This is a genomic window from Natronorubrum sediminis, assembly GCF_900108095.1.
Taxonomy (GTDB): domain Archaea; phylum Halobacteriota; class Halobacteria; order Halobacteriales; family Natrialbaceae; genus Natronorubrum; species Natronorubrum sediminis.
This window is the reverse complement of the sequence record NZ_FNWL01000001.1, coordinates 930,988-948,578: the sequence shown is the minus strand read 5'-3', so window position 1 is coordinate 948,578 and position 17,591 is coordinate 930,988. Positions and strand designations below refer to the sequence as shown.

Annotated in this window: 16 protein-coding genes; 7 read left to right on the top strand and 9 right to left on the bottom strand. The window is 62.5% G+C overall.

The annotated features are described in order from the left end of the window. Positions 1-37: 37 nt before the first annotated feature. The 7 genes from BLW62_RS18935 to BLW62_RS04630 all read right to left on the bottom strand — a co-directional run bounded on the left by BLW62_RS18935 (position 38) and on the right by BLW62_RS04630 (position 4,575). Positions 38-382: an AzlD family protein gene (locus tag BLW62_RS18935; RefSeq protein WP_281246637.1), complete on the bottom strand. Its 345-nt coding sequence runs from the start codon at positions 380-382 to the stop codon at positions 38-40. A gap of 64 nt (positions 383-446) precedes the next feature. Next, on the bottom strand, positions 447-1,235 hold the full coding sequence (locus BLW62_RS04660; RefSeq protein ID WP_090505621.1) for an AzlC family ABC transporter permease: 789 nt from the start codon (positions 1,233-1,235) through the stop codon (positions 447-449). A gap of 95 nt (positions 1,236-1,330) precedes the next feature. Further along, entirely contained in the window at positions 1,331-1,528 is a 198-nt protein-coding gene (locus BLW62_RS04655; RefSeq protein ID WP_090505619.1) for a hypothetical protein, read from the bottom strand. A gap of 85 nt (positions 1,529-1,613) precedes the next feature. Beyond that, a complete protein-coding gene (locus BLW62_RS04650) occupies positions 1,614-1,904 on the bottom strand; it encodes a ubiquitin-like small modifier protein 1 (RefSeq protein WP_090505617.1) in 291 nt (96 codons plus the stop codon). Between the two features lie 75 nt (positions 1,905-1,979). Beyond that, the gene (locus tag BLW62_RS04645; RefSeq protein ID WP_090505615.1) at positions 1,980-2,321 is read right to left on the bottom strand and encodes a hypothetical protein; all 342 of its coding nucleotides are present in this window, start codon (positions 2,319-2,321) and stop codon (positions 1,980-1,982) included. Positions 2,322-2,435: 114 nt separating this feature from the next. Further along, positions 2,436-2,822 (bottom strand): DUF7971 family protein, encoded by a 387-nt coding sequence (locus BLW62_RS04640; RefSeq protein ID WP_090505613.1) that lies wholly within the window; start codon positions 2,820-2,822, stop codon positions 2,436-2,438. 1,417 nt (positions 2,823-4,239) lie between these two features. Next, positions 4,240-4,575, bottom strand: coding sequence for a DUF7344 domain-containing protein (locus BLW62_RS04630; RefSeq protein WP_090505609.1), 336 nt, complete (start codon positions 4,573-4,575; stop codon positions 4,240-4,242). Positions 4,576-4,738: 163 nt separating this feature from the next. Here BLW62_RS04630 and BLW62_RS04625 point away from each other — a divergent pair, with 163 nt between their 5' ends. The 7 genes from BLW62_RS04625 (at position 4,739) to BLW62_RS04595 (ending at position 14,656) form a co-directional block, all read left to right on the top strand. Continuing rightward, positions 4,739-5,761 (top strand): Cdc6/Cdc18 family protein, encoded by a 1,023-nt coding sequence (locus tag BLW62_RS04625; protein WP_090505607.1) that lies wholly within the window; start codon positions 4,739-4,741, stop codon positions 5,759-5,761. Positions 5,762-6,036: 275 nt separating this feature from the next. After that, the gene (locus BLW62_RS04620) at positions 6,037-6,780 is read left to right on the top strand and encodes a hypothetical protein (protein WP_139305373.1); all 744 of its coding nucleotides are present in this window, start codon (positions 6,037-6,039) and stop codon (positions 6,778-6,780) included. Further along, on the top strand, positions 6,780-7,187 hold the full coding sequence (locus BLW62_RS18930) for a DUF8156 family protein (protein ID WP_245726661.1): 408 nt from the start codon (positions 6,780-6,782) through the stop codon (positions 7,185-7,187). Before BLW62_RS04620 ends, BLW62_RS18930 begins: the two co-directional genes overlap by 1 nt. Next, positions 7,184-9,511, top strand: coding sequence for a DNA polymerase domain-containing protein (locus tag BLW62_RS04610; RefSeq protein WP_090505604.1), 2,328 nt, complete (start codon positions 7,184-7,186; stop codon positions 9,509-9,511). Before BLW62_RS18930 ends, BLW62_RS04610 begins: the two co-directional genes overlap by 4 nt. Before the next feature lie 122 nt (positions 9,512-9,633). Beyond that, the gene (locus BLW62_RS04605) at positions 9,634-12,507 is read left to right on the top strand and encodes a PAS domain-containing protein (RefSeq protein WP_090505602.1); all 2,874 of its coding nucleotides are present in this window, start codon (positions 9,634-9,636) and stop codon (positions 12,505-12,507) included. Next, entirely contained in the window at positions 12,504-12,968 is a 465-nt protein-coding gene (locus tag BLW62_RS04600; protein ID WP_090505600.1) for a response regulator, read from the top strand. The genes BLW62_RS04605 and BLW62_RS04600 overlap by 4 nt, the downstream gene beginning before the upstream one ends. After that, positions 12,965-14,656, top strand: coding sequence for a bacterio-opsin activator domain-containing protein (locus BLW62_RS04595; protein WP_090505598.1), 1,692 nt, complete (start codon positions 12,965-12,967; stop codon positions 14,654-14,656). The genes BLW62_RS04600 and BLW62_RS04595 overlap by 4 nt, the downstream gene beginning before the upstream one ends. Positions 14,657-14,668: 12 nt before the next feature. On the opposite strand, the gene BLW62_RS04590 is transcribed toward BLW62_RS04595, so the two are convergent. Both BLW62_RS04590 and arcS read right to left on the bottom strand, forming a co-directional pair. Further along, positions 14,669-15,580, bottom strand: a complete 912-nt coding sequence (locus tag BLW62_RS04590) for a formyltransferase family protein (protein WP_090505596.1) — start codon at positions 15,578-15,580, stop codon at positions 14,669-14,671. A gap of 199 nt (positions 15,581-15,779) precedes the next feature. Further along, positions 15,780-17,537: an archaeosine synthase subunit alpha gene (gene arcS / locus BLW62_RS04585; protein WP_090505595.1), complete on the bottom strand. Its 1,758-nt coding sequence runs from the start codon at positions 17,535-17,537 to the stop codon at positions 15,780-15,782. Positions 17,538-17,591: the final 54 nt, after the last annotated feature.

Sequence of the window (17,591 nt, the reverse complement as noted above, 5' to 3'; positions counted from 1 at the left end):
ATGTCTCCGTTTCACGCTGTCCCACCTCCGTCGTCGATCAGAGGACGGCTCTGAACGCGACGACGCCGAGAACGCCCGCACACAGCGCCAGCAGGATGCTCTCGGTTTTCCACATCACCACCAGGACGACCCCCGCTGCGCCCCACTCCGCCGGCCCGCCGGCCGCGAGCTCAGGTCCGAGCACAGCGATCACGACCGCACCGGGCAAGACGGTGAGTCCGGCCTCGAGGCGCTCGCTCACCTCGATTTTGCGGATGAACCAGATGCCTCCAACCTTCGCGATCACCGTGACGATGGTCATCGCCAGAATCACGCCGACGACGAGCGGATCGAGCGAGAGCGCGCTCGGAACGACGGATTCGAGCGGTGTCGATCCGGCTATACTCACCGTCTGCGCCGAGCTCACCGCCTCCGTTGGCGACCCCGTACGGACGGACGAACTGGTCTCAGCGATCATGGCGGACCACCTCGAGGGCGGCGGCAGCTAATCCGCCGATGAGGATGTACCATCGGCCCGGCAACACGTTCGCGGCGACGATGCTCGTTGCGAGCGCGACGAGCCACGGAACGAGCGAGGACTTCCCTTCCCAGAGTTCGGCCGCGAGTGCGACGAAGACCGCCGCGAGGATGAAGTCGAAGCCGTAGCGTTCGGGTTCGCCGACCGACTCGCCGGCGAAGACGCCGAGGACGGTCGAGCCAACCCAGAACAGCCAGAGGACGATGCCACTCCCGAGCAAGAATGCGCCGCGGCCGCCTCCGGACTTGAGTTCACGCATCGTCAGCGCCCAGTTCTCGTCGGCCATCACGAGCAGGCTGCCGTAGATTTGCGTCGGCGAGAGGTGGCGAAACCAGGGCTGTAACGCCGCCCCCATCAACGAGTAGCGCAGGTTGACCGCGAACGTGGTCGCGACGATTGCCGCGATCGGAATCGGGTCCGCCCAGAGTTCGACGGCGATGATCTGGGATGCGCCGGCCAACACCGTCGCGCTCATCAACGCGGCTTCCGCGACGCTCAAGCCGGCCTGATTCGCGAGGACGCCGAACGCGATTCCGTAGCCGCCGACGCCGATCGCGATCGGCGTGCCGGTGAGGATTCCCGCGCGGATTCCGTCCCATCGAAATGTCACGTCGTCGTCCGATGGCGTTTTCACCGGATCCGTCGTCTCGCCGTCGACCGCGTGGTCACTCGAGACGCTCGAGAGAGAGTCGTCCGGATCGTTGTCGTTCGCACTCACTAGCGGAGGTGACGCTCGCGCGCCTAAATCGTTCTCGAAACCGGCCCGCTGTCGGGCTTCCGGTGGGTGATTTCGCCCGGTTTCGCCGCCCGTTTCTACCGTCCGTACAACAAGAGAACCGCGCTGATGATCACGATGAGTGGCCCGTACCACCGTTGGTTCACGAGGAATACGACGGCACCAACCAGTACGCCCGTGAGTCCCAGAAAGACACACGCCTGCTCGAATCGCGTTCGGTGTTTGGGTCGATCGTGAACGTTCGAGACGATGTCGACGAGTAGGTCGAGGACCATTTGTTCGATCGACTATTCTCTATCTTATCATACTTTTGTCTCTACCGTTGGTGGATAATACGGCAACTCGACTCCTCTCACGGTGTTACCCACCCGCCACCGGCGGGAACACCGACAGTCGATCCCCGTCCTCGAGTGGTGTCTCCGGCCCGTCCATATGGGTCACATCGCGGCCGTTCTTCAAGACGCTCAGTTGTGGCCGGATCGAGCGTTGCTCACCCTCGTCGTCGAGTAACTGCCCATCGAGTCCTTCGTACTCGCCCTCGAGGGTCGAGAGCACGTCGCCGACGGACGCGCCGTCGTCGAACGTCTCCTGTTTTTCTTTTTGCCCAACAGCCTCGCGGAAGGTCGCGAAAAAGCGCAACTCGAGTTCCATACCACACGGTTGTTGCTCGAGAGCATAAGTTCGGGTGGCCGCCGACTTGCACGCACTCGACGGCGACGGAAGCACTCAGATCGAGGACACCGTCGCCTCGGCCGTGTACGTTACCCCGTCGACCCCCGCCCGCTCGAGCACGTCGTCGATCGTGTCCGCACCGATCTCGGCGGCCGCCTCGCGCTCGCCGACGTCGATTTCGACGGTCACCGAGACGTCGAATGCGATCGTATACGGCTCGAAGGGTGCTGTCGGGTGTTCGTCCACCTCGACGCTCCCGATCTCCCAGTCGGAAATCTCATCCTGTTCCTCGAGGCCCGTCGCGAGTTCTTTGCGTGCGTCTTCTCGCGCCGTGGTCTCGCTGCCGCTGTGAAGCGTCCACCGACACCGTCCGGTTCGAGACACTGTAACCTCCATACATTGCGTACGCGCCCCCCGCTCGTGAACGCTGGCTTCGTTCTCAGATTCTCTCGATCGCTTTCGCCGGTAGGCCGTCGCCCATCTATGGCAGGCTGTCACTCCCACTGCCCGCTATAGATCCTGTAGTCGAATGCCGTCCTCGACCAACCGTGCGTTTCGCTCGCGCTCGAGATGCTCGCCTAACCCTTCGTGTGCGTGTAACTGCGCGATCACGTCCGCGTAGAGCGTCCGCCAGGAAATCGCGTAAATCGGCGACTGGCCCCACGCTCGTAACTCCGGGACGAGTTCGTCGTATCGCTCGTATCGCTCCTCGAATCGATCGATCGCCTCGAGAACCCGACTTGCCGCTTCGCGGTCGTCTTCGGCGTCCGCAATCGCCCGGTTCAACCGTTGTTCCCAGTCTGCAACAGCCGTCTGCATATCCGACGCGACGTGGTCGTCGTCGTCGGGCAATCGCTCGAGTACCGGCTTTGGTACGCCGAGTGAGAGTTCGTCCATACCGGCTGTAGGACGCCGTCTGGCAAGAAACTACGGACGACGAGCCGAATGCTCCGTTCGACGCACTCCATCGTTCCTCCCCTTCATTTGATAGCGCGATATGTGGTTTATCTCCCGTCGGTGCCGCCCCCCAACGACCCCGTTCTCCGCCAGCTCCTTCGATCCTCCCCCGGCGTGTCCGCTCTTTCCACAAATCGTCGGGTCTGATCGTCCGTCACTGTCACTCGAGTAAGCGGGCGTCTCATCGATTCCCAACCGCATCGGCATCGTTTCCGATCGGTGGGCCGTCTCGTTCCGAGTGGTGGTTTCGAGTCGGATAGAACCTCGAGCGACTCGGTGGGTCGTTCGCACTCAACGTTGCCACCTCGTGTCGAGGTGGTCCCGTGTTGTCGACCGGCGAACGAGGTCGCTCTTCGACAGCAGTGAACCCTCGACTGATCAACGTCTCTTCGACTTTGCTGTTCCCCGTTTCGATTGTCGCCCCGGAGTTATCGCTCTCGAGGTGCATTCACACTACTTTGCCAGCCCCGGTCGTTTTCGGGGCTGCTTCATCGAACCGATACCATCGACGGTGTCCCAAACGGGCAACACTCTGTAGTGGCGTCTTCCTTTCCGTGTGGCGAATTTTGGCTGTCAATCGTTCCCGAGAACGCGAACCGCCGGCTGGGGAGTGGCGTATCGACGCTCTACTCCGGGGGTTCGAACTCTCAGTTCGGTGTTCGCTGACTCCTGTGGGAAACCTCAGTTCGAGGTCCAGCACGTCTTCACTGGCAATTCGGGCGGGCCTCTCACGCACGTCAGTTGAGGCCATCTCCAGACTCCCTCCGTTTCTGCCATGTCATTTTCGCTCGAGGAGTGCACACTGAGACGATCTATCGACGTCCGATGGATCGACTTGTGATTTCGACCAACTGGAATTTGGGACCGTACCGGTCGTCGATCGGATGTTCGTCTCTCGGTCGCGTTGAAAAGGCGCTTGACGAAGCAATCTCTCAGCGACACTGGGTTCGGAGACTCGAGGCGGTCCCGACGCCATCGAACTGTCCGCTCGACGCGCGACGAATTCGGCGTTCCTTAGATCGTTCGCGACCGATCCGTCATCGCGCGCTCTCCGTCCTCGAGTCGCGTTCGTCTTCGGTCGCTGCGTTCGATCGCGTTTCGCGATTGCGTCTCGAGCGCCTTGAGCACGATACGACGGGGAAATAAAGTCCATAGTGCGATATCGAATGTTGGGTCGTCACGTTGAACGTGGGTTCGTCACGGTACTCGAGTCCTGTTGCCTCGACGAGTGAATTGCTCGGCAGTCGAACTACGACGGTGACGACACCGCATTCGACGGGCGTGCACTCGACGGCTGATATCTATAAAAATAGTATTCGTCGCACCGGCCAGTAGTGCAACCCGCTTGCGTACGTGCTTACGCTTCCACAGCCTGTGGGATGGTCGCTGCGATCGCGTCCATCATCGATTCGACGGCCGAATTTCCCCAGTACCGAACGGTTCGACTGCGTGAATCGTACTCGAGGACCCCCAGTTCGTCGAGTCGTGGGAGTGCCGAGTGGTGTAACTGAACGACTAGCTGTGCTTCGTCTTCGCTCGTGTAATCGCTGAGTGTGCGAACGAGTTCGTCAACCGAGGCGACTGTTGTCGACGATTCACGGAAGTACCACAGGATGCTGCGACAGCGGCGATTGGCCAGCACTGTCAGCAGTTCGTCTACGGTCGTGGACTGCAGTGGTTGGTCATCGTCCATGTGTGGTCTCTGTGAACGATACACAAACTATTGGTCGGCTAATATATAAGTATACCTGCCAAGACCGGCGTCCATCGATGCGCGGCGAGTTGGCGTCCGCGGTTTCGGAAGTATCGGAACCGAGACGCTATCGCTTACAAAGGTTGGCGACAAATCAGCGATCGTGATCGTCGACGACCGCGTCCTGCGCGAGGATTTCGTCCCCAGCGAGGTGGTTCATCGCCACGACGAGGTGAACCTCCTCTCGGAGTCCCTTGAGCCGATACTGGACGGGCAGCGAGCAGATCCGGCGTTTTGCTTCGGTCCGACGGGCGTCGGAAAGACCTGCATCGCTCGATACACCCTCGCACAGCTGTGCGAACAGGAACCCGCGGTTTCGGTCGCCTACGTCAACTGCTGGCAGGAGTACACCCGGTTTCGAGTGCTCTACAGCATCCTCGAGTCGGTCGGACGAACGGTCGACATCCACCGATCGACGCCGAAAGACGAACTGTTCGGGCGACTACGGGAGACGAACGACAGCCCGATCGTCGTCATCTTAGACGAAGTCGACCAACTCGAGGAAACGGCCGCCCTCTACGACCTCCACCGGCTGGGACACGTCTCGCTCGTCCTGATCGCCAACCGCGAGGAGGAGTTGTTCGCGAGTTTCGACGACCGGGTGCGCTCGCGACTGCGGGCGGGAACGCGGGTCAGATTCGATCGCTACGGAACTGACGAACTCGCCGCGATCCTCGCCGAGCGAGCCGACAACGCCCTCGAGCCGGGTGTCATCACGGATGCCCAGCGACGGACCATCGCCGACGCCGCGTCCGGGGACGCCCGCGTGGGAATCGGCATCCTTCGCTCGGCGGCCAGACGAGCGTCCCAGCAAGGGTACGAGCGCGTGACCGACCCTGTTCTCGAGGCGGCGATTCCGGACGCGCGGACGGCGATCCGGCGCAAGACCGTCGAGGGGTTGATCGAACATCAGCGAGTGCTCTACGATATCGTCGCCGAAGCGGACGAGATCGAACCCGGCGATTTGTACGACGAGTACGAACGTCGAGTCGACGATCCGAAGACGAACCGGACGCTGCGAAACTACCTGACGAAGATGGTCCACTACGACCTGATCGAAGCCGTCGGGGAGCGCCGCGGGCGGACGTACCGGGCCGTCGACGACGGCGCGGTCGACGGAGAGTAACCGCGGGTTCGCTGGGTTTTCCGATTCGAAGAGGTCGCACATTATTGGTTGCGCGTTCGCACGCGACTCGAGCCCCTTCTTTCAGCAAAGCTCCATTCTTTCAGCGAGTTCGAGTCATCTGTCTTTCCTCTGATTCAAGTTTCGGAACGTCGTTTCGGTATCCGCTCTCCCGTCGCATTCGGCCTGCTGCAGGCCGATATCGCTCGCTCGAGTCGTTTCGGAATTTCGGAAACGGTGTTCCGATGCTTATGCGGGGCTCCCACGAGGAATCGCCTATGCAAACACACGGATTCGAATTTGGAACCGGGATGGTACTTCTCGAGGTACCGTCGCCGCGATCGACGATCGGACACCGACTCGCCTGTGCGAGGCTGGCGGAAATGACCGGACACGACACCGTCGGGAGGAAGGCGAACGCGACGGCGTACTGGATCGACGCGCGAAACGCGGCCGCGCCACGAATCCTCTCGGAGTGTGCCACGAGTCCGCGCCACCTCGAGTCCCTGCAGGTCGCACGGGCGTTCACGGCCTACCAGCACCACTCGCTGGTCCGGAAGGTTACCCACCGTGTCGACGCGAGTACGGAGTTGCTCGTCTCGCCGAACGTCGCCAGCCTCTATCACGACGCGGATCTGCCCGAGTGGGAGCGCGAGGACCTCCTCGCCGCGTCCCTCGAGACGCTCGCCGAATTGGGGCGGGTCCTCGAGTGCCCCGTATTGGTGACGAGTGCGGTCGACGAACACGCCGATACGATTGCAAAGTACGCGACGACGAGAATCGAGTGCGTGCACACTCGCGAAGGAATTCGACTCGAGGCCGCACATTCGGATCGGGGAAGCGACGCGAACGGCGGTGCGGGTAGGGACGAGGGTCTCACTATCGACGAGACGGCGGGCTACTGGCACGAGGAGTACTGGCAGACGACGATTCCCTACTGGGTCGAGTGCTACGGCGCTGTCGACGAGGTGCGATCCGTCGTGGACGCCCACGACCGCGGTCTCCTCGAGGTGACGCCCTGATGGGGCGAACGAACCCGACCTACCGCGACTCGCTGCGGGCGCTCGAGTCCGAGTGGGGGCCGATGCGACGGGCGCTACGCCGGGAGTATCAACTGGATTTCGATCGGTTGTTCGACCGGGGTCGCACGTTCGCCGACGCGGCGGGCCACGCGAACCCGATGGATCCAGAACGCGCGTTCGTGCTCTCGCTGTTGCTCGCCCACGAGGTCGAGATCCGCCGGTTGCGAGGTGAACTCGAGGAGATGGAGGAGCGGATTTCCGGTTCGAAGTCGGACGGACAGGTGCCCGATTCGAGGTCGATGGGTCGGATTTCCGGTTCGACCGACGAACCGGACGCAACGAGTGACGGCGAACCGGACGCAACGCGTGACGACGAACCGGACGCGACGCGCGAGGGTCCCGAATGAGCCCCTACACGTTCGAGTTCGCAGACGGTTCGGTCCGTGAGTGGTCACTCACTGAGTCGGGGGCGGAGCCGACGCTCGTCGAGGCGTACGCGCCGTCGGTGTTCGTCTCGGGGCCCGACGACGCGCTCGTGGACCTGCGCTCGCGCCTCGAGTCGGATCCGAAGGTGGACGATTTAGGAACCGAACGCTGGGCGAGGGACCTCCACGAGGCCCACGTCGGCGAGCGAAGCCGGCTGTTGCGCGTCGACCTCGAGCGTGTCGATGACGTTCGCCAACTCGCCCGCGAGATTCGGGGCGTTCACGAGCGCGAGACGCACGCGCCGGGCACGTTCCGGCTGTACGACGTGGACCTCGAGCCCGGTTTCCGATACTGTCTCGACCGGGGGATCGATCCGACGCCGACCCGGGAACTGCGTGCCCTGCACATCGAAATCGACGACACCGCGCTGGCCGACGGCGACGTGACCGCGATTCGACTTGAGGGTGAGTCCGTCCTCGAGGATGAGCGGAGGCCCGATCGTGATCGTGACGCAGACGGTGCGCGAGCGGCTGGTCGTGGGTTAGACGGTGCGCGAACGGTCGGTAGTGGGCCAGACGACGCGCGAGCGACGCTCGAGACCCTCCAGTGGCGACTCGGGCGTGACGACCCGGACGTGCTCGTCGTCAGCCACGCCGAGTTGGTGCCGTTGCTCTCCCGGCGGGCGTCCGAGGTCGGCCTCGAGTCGTTCGCGCTGGGGCGGCTGCCGGGGTGGACGAGACTCGCTGGATCGAACACGTACGAGAGCTACGGGCGGGTTGGTCACTCGCCCGCGCGCTATCGAGTGCCGGGTCGGGCGATCGTCGACACCTCGAACAGCTTCCTCTGGCAGCAGTCGGGGCTGGCCGGCCTCGAGTACATGGTCGAGCGAACGGGCCGCCCGCTCCAGGAGACCGCCTGGGGGAGCATCGGGACGCTGTTGACCTCGAGACAGATTCGACTCGCCCGTCGCGAGTGGGACGTCCTCGCGCCACAGAACAAGTGGGAACCGGAGCGATTTTCCGACGTTCGGACGCTCCACGCGGCCGATCGGAGCGGGTTCACGTTCGCCCCCGACGTGGGCTTTCACGAGCGCGTTCACGAGATCGACTTCGCCTCGCTGTACCCTCGGATCATCTGCGAGTACGGCATCAGTCCGGAAACGGTCGGCTGCGCCCACGAGTCAGCCGACACTGCGGCGGACACTCGCCGCGTTCCTGATCTCGAGTACGAACTCTGTTCGGGCGGCCCGGCCGAGACGCCGTTTCTCCCGTCGGTTCTCGAGCCCTTGCTCGCGGATCGAGCCGACAGAAAACGCCGACTCGCGGACGACCCGCCGGAGGCGACGGCGAGTCGCCTTCGAGCTGAATCGGGTGCGATCAAGTGGGTGCTCGTCTCCTGTTTTGGCTATCAGGGCTATCGAAACGCCAAGTACGGCCGAATCGAGTGTCACGAGGCTATCAACGCCTACGCTCGCGACATCGCCTTGACGGCCAAGCGTCGACTCGAGGACGGCGGCTGGCGGATCGTTCACGGCATCGTCGATAGCCTCTGGGTGACGCCGCGAGAGGGTGTCGACCCGGAGCCACTCGAGTCGGTGATCGCCGACGTGTCGGCCGCGGTCGGCATTCCGCTCGAACACGACGGCAGCTACGAGTGGGTCTGTTTCGTCCCGTTGCGCGAGTCGGTTCGCGGCCGAGAGGCGGCGACGGATCAGGGTGAGGCGGCGGGCGACGCCGAGACGCCACACTCGTCCGCGACGGCGGGCGCGCTCACCCGATACTTCGGCAAGCGCGAGTCGGGGTCGTACAAGTTTCGCGGCATCGAGGTGCGCCAGCGGAGCACGCCGGCGTTCGTCGCCGAGAGCCAACGCGCGTTCGTCGAGGCGCTCGACCGCGAGCGGGACCCAGTTGCCGTTTGTGACGTGCTCTCCCGTCGATTAGGGATGCTTCGACGCGGCAACGTCGACCCCGGCGACCTCGAGATCACGACCCGCGTCTCGAAGCCGCGCTCGGCGTATCGTCAGCGGACCCGAACCGTGGGGGCGCTCGAGCGATACGAGCGTCACGGAATCGAGCGCCACCCCGGTCAGTCGGTCCGATACGTCGTGGTCGACGACGAGGCGCGAACTGCAGACCGCGTTCGCATTCCGGTCGAATCGATCGACGAGTACGATCTCGAGTTCTACGAAGGCAAACTTGTCGAGGCCTGTGAGAGTGTGTTGTCACCGCTCGGGTGGGATCGAACGCGGATCCGTCGGCACGTTTCTGGCGTGGCAGTGACGCGGCTCACCTCATTTCTCGATTAGCTGACCATCCCATCGTCTGTTCCGTAGATGAAACTGTATTATGGCTGTGATAGTGCCTCCAAACGGTGATTTCGGGGCACCACATTTATACTCGCGAGTCGATTTGTGGATAGCAATTGAGTATGGCAGCGTCCAACCCGCCACCAGGGCAACTTCGATCTCGAATTCGACAGCAGGAGGTGGTCGCAGAACTGAGTCAACTCGCGCTCGAGTCGACCGAACTCGAGTCGCTATTGGCGGCGGCGACCAGTGCCACTCGAGACATCCTCGACGTCGCGTATTGTGGCGTTCTGGAGTCACGAAACGGGGGCGAAACGATGGTGATGAGAGCGGACGAGGGGTGGCGAAACGGTGTCGTCGGAACGGAGGTTGGTCCCCTCGACTCGGATACGGTTGTTGGAACCGCCCTCGAGACCGATATGGCGGTCATCGTCGACGATATCGATGCTGCCGACACCGTAATGCAGTCGTCGCTCAGCGTCGCCCACGACGCCGTCGGTGGGGTCGGCGTCTCGATCGAATCTGATGGCGGTCCGTGGGGTGTGTTCGTCGTGTATACGGCGGAACACCGGGAGTTCGCCGACCACGACGTTGCCTTTCTCGAAGACGTCGCGTCTCTGCTGGCGTCGGCGGTCCAGAACCGTCGACAACACCAGCGTCTCGAGACGGAACTCGAGACGACGGTCGATCGGATCTCGGATGCGGTCGTCGGTCTCGATACGGAGTGGCAGTTCACGTACGCCAACGACCGGGCTCGAGAACTTCTCGACTGTGAGGACGCAGATTTGCACGGGACGAATTTTTGGGAGGCGTTTCCGGAGACCATCGATTCGACGTTCGGCCAGGAGTACCGGCGGGCGATGGAGACACAGGAGTCGACGGCGTTCGAAGAATACTACCCGCCACTCGAGACCTGGTTCGAGGTCAACGTGTATCCCTCCGAGACGGGACTGTCGATCTACTTCCGAGATATTACCAGCCGGAAGCAGACGGAACGGGAACTCCAACGGACCAACCAGACGTTACAGCAACTGTACGCGATCACGGCGGATCGAGAGCGGACCTTCGAGGAGAAGGTTCAGGAACTCCTCGACATCGGCCGCGAACGACTCGGTCTCGAGGTCGGGTTCATGGCCGATATCGAACCACAGAACGATCGATTCGAGGTCGTCCACTCGAGCGGGGACGACGAGCGATTGCGGCCGGGGACGGTGACGGAGCTCTCTGAAACGTACTGTCGAAAGACGGTCGACTCCGACGAGTTGCTCGTGCTCACGAACGCACCCGTACAGGGGTGGACCGACGACCGCGCCTACGACAGGTGGGACTTCGATAGCTACCTCGGCAGCAGGATCCACGTCGACGACGACCTGTTCGGAACGCTGTGCTTTGCCGACGAAGACCCTCGATCGGTCGCGTTTACGCCCGCCGAGCGGGGCTTCGTCGAGTTGCTCACGCAGTGGCTGAGCTACGAACTCGAGCGCCAGCAACGAAAACGAGAACTCGAGGTGAGCGAACAGCGCTACCGAACGTTGATCGAACACTTCCCCAACGGAATGGTCGCACTGTTCGACGACGACCTCCGATACACGCTCGCCGGAGGCGGGGTACTCGAGGATCTCGACGTGTCGATCGAGACGCTTGTCGGACAGACGGTCGAGGAGCGATACGAGGGTGAGACGCGCGAGGCGTTCGAGTCGAACTTCAGGGCCGTGCTCTCGGGTGAGCGTCGACGGTTCGAGTACCACCTTCACGGTCGAGTGTGGCTTGCGTACGCGCTCCCGGTCGAAGACGACGACGGAACGGTGTTCGCCGGCATGGTGATGGTCCAGGACGTCACCGCCCGCAAGGAACAAGAGGAAAAACTCCGCGAGCGCGAGGCCCACCTCGAGCGATTCAAAGCGTATACCGACGACATTCTGGACGCGATCGACGACGTCTTTTACGTTGTCGACGAGGACGGGTCGTTCCAACGCTGGAACGAGACGCTGTGTCACGTAACGGGGTACACGGACGAGGAGATCGCCTCGATGACGCCGATGGACGTCTTCGACCAGGATGATCACGAGCAGATGATCGAAGTGATCGGAACGGCGTTCGAGACCGGGTACGCGCGGGCCGAGACAAACCTCGTGACGAAATCCGGTGAGACGATCCCCTACGAGTTCATCGCGAGTACGCTCGAGGACCCTTCCGGAGAGCCGGTGTTGACCGGCGTCGGGCGCGACATCTCCGATCGACGAGCAGACGAACGCCGGCGCGAGGAGCTCGTAGACGAACTCGAGTCGTCGAACGAACGCCTCGAGCAGTTCGCCTACGCCGCCTCTCACGACCTACAGGAGCCGTTGCGGATGGTCACGAGTTACCTGACGCTCCTCGAGCATCGCTACGCCGAGGAACTGGACGAGGACGCAGACGAGTTCATCGAGTACGCGGTCGATGGGGCCTCGCGGATGCAAGAGATGATCGACGGGCTGCTCGCGTATTCGCGAGTCGACACGCAAGGAAATCCGTTCGAGGTCGTCGACTGTGAGGTCATCCTCGAGGACGTAGTGACCGATCTCGAGGTTCGAATCGAGGAAACCGGGGCTGCTATTACCATCGAGTCACTCCCGTCGGTATATGGCGATCCGGGACAGCTTCGGCAAGTGTTTCAAAACTTGCTCGATAATGCACTCACGTACTCCGGTGAGCAATCACCACAGATAGCTGTGTTCGCCGAAAGAGACGGTCACGAGTGGCATATTTCAGTTCGAGACCACGGGATTGGGATCGATCCGGACAACGCAGATCGCATCTTTCAGGTGTTCGATCGATTACACAGCGTCGACGAGTACGCCGGAACTGGAATCGGACTCGCACTCTGTCAGCGCATCGTCGAACGACACGATGGCGACATTCGCGTCGTCTCGGAGCCTGGTGAGGGGGCGAGGTTTACCGTGACGTTGCCAGCACCGCCGGAAACTGCATCCACGACTACACCTGTAAGCAAATGACTAATCGCAGACAGTCTTCTCTCGAGTCAGCACAGATCCTCCTCGTCGAGGACAACCCGGGTGACGTTCGACTGACCGAAGAAGCGTTCAAACAAGCACAGATCGAGAACGACTTACACGTCGTTCCGGACGGAACTGAAGCCCTCGACTTTTGTTACCAGCGAAACGAGTACGAACACGCGCCGCAGCCGGACCTCATCCTGTTGGACCTCAACTTGCCACAAAAAAGCGGCGAGGCGGTCCTCCAGGAACTCAAATCCGATCCGGATCTCCGCTCGATTCCAGTCATCGTCTTGACGAGTTCTCGAGCCGAAGCGGACGTGCTCAGATCGTACGAACTGCACGCGAACGCGTACCTGACGAAACCGGTCGATCCGGACGAGTTCATCGAGACCGTCCACGCATTCGAGCGGTTCTGGCTCTCGGCCGTTCGATTGCCACACCACGGAGAGTACTCATGAGCGACCCATCTACACAGACAGAATCCGACGCCACGACAGAGACGGCCACGCTAGATGTCCTCTTGATCGAGGACAACCCCGGTGACGCACGACTCATCCAGGAGATGCTCCGTGACACCGAAGAACTCGCCCAGCGGGTCAGTTCGGACGAGTCTGCGGGCCGGACACCCGAAATCACCCGCGAGACGCGACTCGAGGAGGGACTCGAGACGCTCGAGGAGGGTGACGCGGACGTAGTGTTGCTCGACTTGAACTTGCCCGACAGTGGCGGGTTGGACACGCTCGAAACCGTTCACGAGGCGATCGAGGAGACGCCTATCGTCGTCTTGACCGGCGTTCGAGATCAGCAAGTCGGCGTCGAGGCGATCCAACGCGGCGCACAGGACTTCCTCGTCAAAGACGAGGTGACGAGTGAGTTGCTCGTGCGGACGATTCACCACGCGATCGAACGCGCCCGACAGGAGCGCGAACGCCGTCGCCAGCGCGAGCAGTTAGAGGCGCTCAATCTCCTCAATCGAATCGGCCACGACATCACGCACGCCGTCATCCCGACCGAGACGCGCTCGGAGTTAGAACAGCGCGTCTGTGAACGACTGGCCGAAGACGACGCCTATCGCTTCGCCTGGATCGGCAGCGTCAACCCGGGGAGCGATCACGTCGTTCCGGCCGCCGCAGCGGGCGTCGAAGCGGGCTATCTCGACGCCGTCGAGATCAGCGTCGACGAGGACGATCCGATCGGACGGGGGCCGGCCGGAACGGCGATCAGGACCGGACAGGTTCAGGTCGTAAACGATATCGAACGAGACAGCGAGTTCGACCCGTGGAGTGAGGAGGCCCTCGAGCGAGGGTATCGCTCGGTGGCGGCGATCCCACTCATTCACGAGGATCTCGTCTATGGTGTGTTAGGAATCTACGCCGAGTCACCGCGGTCGTTTACCAGCCCGGAGACGACGATTCTCTCCCGGATCGGGGACGTGATCGCCCACGCGATTACGGCGATCGAACGCAAGGACGCGCTCGTCAGCAACGCGGTCATCGAACTCGAGTTCCGGATCGAGGAGTTAGCGGAGCCACTCGTGCAACTGTCGACGGACGAGGAGTGTACGATCGAACTCGAGCAGCTGATTCACGGCGACGAGACGCTGCTCGCGTACGGTTCGGCGTCCAACGTCGAGCAGGAGACGTTCCAGGAGACGATCGGGGAAACCGAGGGGTTCAGTGAGGTTCGATTCCTCACCGTGCGCCGCGACGAGTTCCAGTTCGAACTCGTCGCCCCGGCGGCCGTCTCGCTGTTCGAGACGATCGCGACACACGGCGGGCGCGTTCAGTCGGCAACGATCGACGACGGCGAGTTCCGGTTCGTCGTCGAACTCCCTCGCGGCCGAGACACGCGCCAGATGATCGAACTCATCAACGAGCAACGCGACGACGTCACCTACCTCGCCCAGCGGACCAGCGACCGAAACACGCCGAGTGAGTCGGGGTCCACGTCGGTCCTCGACGACGACCTCACCGATAAGCAACGTGCTGCACTCGAGACGGCGTACTTCGCGGGTTACTTCGACTGGCCCCGCGAAAGCACCGGCGAGGAAATTTCCGAGCGACTCGGCATCGCGCCGGCGACGTTCAACCAGCACCTGCGGACGGCAGAACGGAAGTTCTTCGATTCGGTTCTCGGCGAGGAGTGAGCGAGGCAGTACTCAGTTCGTCCACCGGCTGAGATACTCCACGATTCGATTCGAGGACTGGCTTCGCTCGAGTCGCCGCTGGAGGCGTCCGGTGCAGTTTTTCGCGAGGATACGGCCGGCGAACGCGCCAGAGCGTCGCAGATCGCGGGAGTAGAACTCACCGAGTTGGTGGTCCGGAACGACCGCGGGGTCGAACGTCGGATCTTGTAGGTTCGAGATGCCCCTCGTCAGGAGGTCGACCTGGAGGGCTGCGAGGCGGTCGAAAACCTCCCAGAGCGTGTGACAGTTGCTGATAGAGACGTCTTCGTACGCGACGATTTCGCCGCCATCGATCGACTCGTCCAGTCGCTGGAGTGTCGAACCGGCTCGAGTTCTGCCGTCGTGGAAGGCGACCGGCGGCCCCATGCCGCGGTATCGTCGAATGTCGGCCGGGTGGAAACTCACGACACCGTACTCCGGCGCGGTGAGGACGTCACCGCGGATGAGGCCGAAGCCGAAGCGGACGACGACGTCGCAGTCGGCGGCGAGACGGTCAACGACGTCGTCCGGCAGTTCGTTCCAGTTGCCGTCGGCCAGCGGCGTACAGCGGACGTGCTCGGCGTCGGCGAGGCAGTCGATGTTCTCGATCGAGTGGCGATGCCATCGTTTCTGATCGTCACCGGCCACTCGACCGAGGGTCCGTTCCGCGAGGACGAACGCCCACGCCCGCTCTCGTTGGGCAATTTTGAAAAACTGTCGGACGTCTTCGAACTCGAGGCGTGACTTTTTGTTCCAGGATTCGGCGTCGTACTCCTCGGTGCTCGAGTTGACGACGACCAGCGGAATCGTCACGTCGGCCTCACGTTGTAGCCGCTCGATCGCACGCACCTGCCACTCGTAGAGAAACGGTTCGGCTAAAATCCCAACTGTCGACGGCTTCGTCATGTACCACGTCCACGGCAATTTCACCCTTCGTTACGAGCACCATTTGGAGCGGCACTGATACGCTTGAACCCAGATAGTGACGGGTTCACCCAGGTCAATCGCTAATTGGCTCGGTATTCGTTCAATTACTCTTCAACAGCCAACTCGGCGAACAAAACACGGGCGGCGAATCACTTCGGGAAGTGACTGTGCGGGCGCGTTATTTCTCTTCGACGTGTCGAATTTCGGCGGCGATGCCGCGCGTGCTCTCTTTCATCTCTCGGCCGAACATCTCCGCGCGGCCGATTCCGAACGCCTTCGGCCCCTCGACGACGACCTCGTCGCCGACGCGGATGTCCTCGTCGGCGTCGACGATGCCGGGTGCGAGGACGCTGCCGTGTGGAACGAAGCCGTCGATTTCGATTCGTTTCGTCGGAACGTCACTCCCAACCCAGCGTTTCGCCCCCTCGAGGGTGAACGAAAGCGTCCCGTACTGGGGCACCATCGTCGCCAGTTGTGTCTCCTCGTCGTTTCGAACCTGAATTTTCGGATACCGACTGGTCGTCTGGATGTCGGTAAAGAGGTCGTCGCCGGCACCGTCGCCGAGCAGGTAATCTGCGAGGGCGCGGACGGTGTTGTGCTCGCGCTCGCGCTTCGAGTACTTCAGTTCTCCCGACAGCGCACTCGAGAGGTTCGCGAGCGACTCCTCGTCGGTCGGGTGACCGCCCTCGGGGACGGTGTAGGTAATCTCGAGGTCGAGTTCGTCTTCGACGCGGCCGACGATGTCGCGATAGCCCTCGCCGGGAACGTGGGCGATGATGTCGGGGTACTCGTTTCGCTCGAGGTAGCGCTCGAGGACCGTGCTCACGAACTGTTTTTCGTCCTCGGACCAGCGACCCGTGACGACGGTGTCGTAGTGTTGGGCCGGGTACGTCGTCTCGAGTTCCTGGGGAACGACGCCGATGGGACTCGTCATCGAGACGAGGTGGGCGCGCCACTGGATGGCGTCGTGGAACTGGCGGTGGCTCTGGGACTCGCTGTAGGGTTTGGCGGCCGAGCAGGGGACGAGAACGAGCGGGTTCTTGAACCGGTTGCGGTAGCGACTCGTCACGCGATCCGCGTAGCGCTGGATCTCGACGCGACGCAGGGTGTCCTCGGTCGCCGCCGAAATCTCGGCGTCTCGCAAGATTGGGGTTCGCTCCTCGAGGTAGCCCCACTGGGAATCGAGTTCGCGCATGGCGGCGGTGAGCCACTGGTCCTGGCGGGCCTGTCCTTCGACGTAATCGCGGAGTCGCCCGTCTCGAATCCGACGGCGGACGATGGCGAGTTCGGCCGCGAGCGCGTTGGCGTTGTGTTCGGCACAGTCCTGTCGAGTGAACTCCTCGCGTGGTTTCTGACAGACCGGACACGAGCACGGCAGTTCCGCGAGGTCCTCGAGGAAGTAGGCCTCGTCGGTGGTGAGATACCGTCCCTCGGTTCCCTTCACGACGGCCGCGGTCTCGTCGAACAAATCGACGCCCGCGTAGGCGAGGAGGGCAACGTTTCGAGGCGTAGCGACACCGGAGAAAAAGAGCGCGGTGTCGGTCGGAATCTCCTCGCGGACGGAGACGACGGCGTCGACGAGCGCCGCCCCGTGGCCCGTAATCGACTGCACGTCGGAGACGGCGTAGGCGTCGGTCTCTTGGGCCCTCACGTGCTCGCTCGAGACGACGGCGACGCTCGGGTAGTCGACGTCCGGATGGTCGACGGCGAACGATTCTTGAACCTCGTCGGCCGTCCCGCCGGGGAACGCCCGGTGGGGGAGTACGGTGAGTTGGGAGTCGTCTCCCGTAGGGACCTCCCGTTCGCCGCTCCAGAGCGAGCCGGCGTCAGCGAGGACATCGTCGACGAGCGCCGGGGTCGTCACGGACGACTCGAGGCGGAGTTCGCCCACTCGAGCGGCCCCGTCGCGCTCGTGGACTTCGAAGTAATCGGTCATACTCGATTATGGCGGGGGCGCGCGAAAGAGGCTGTCGATAGCGATCATCGGGAG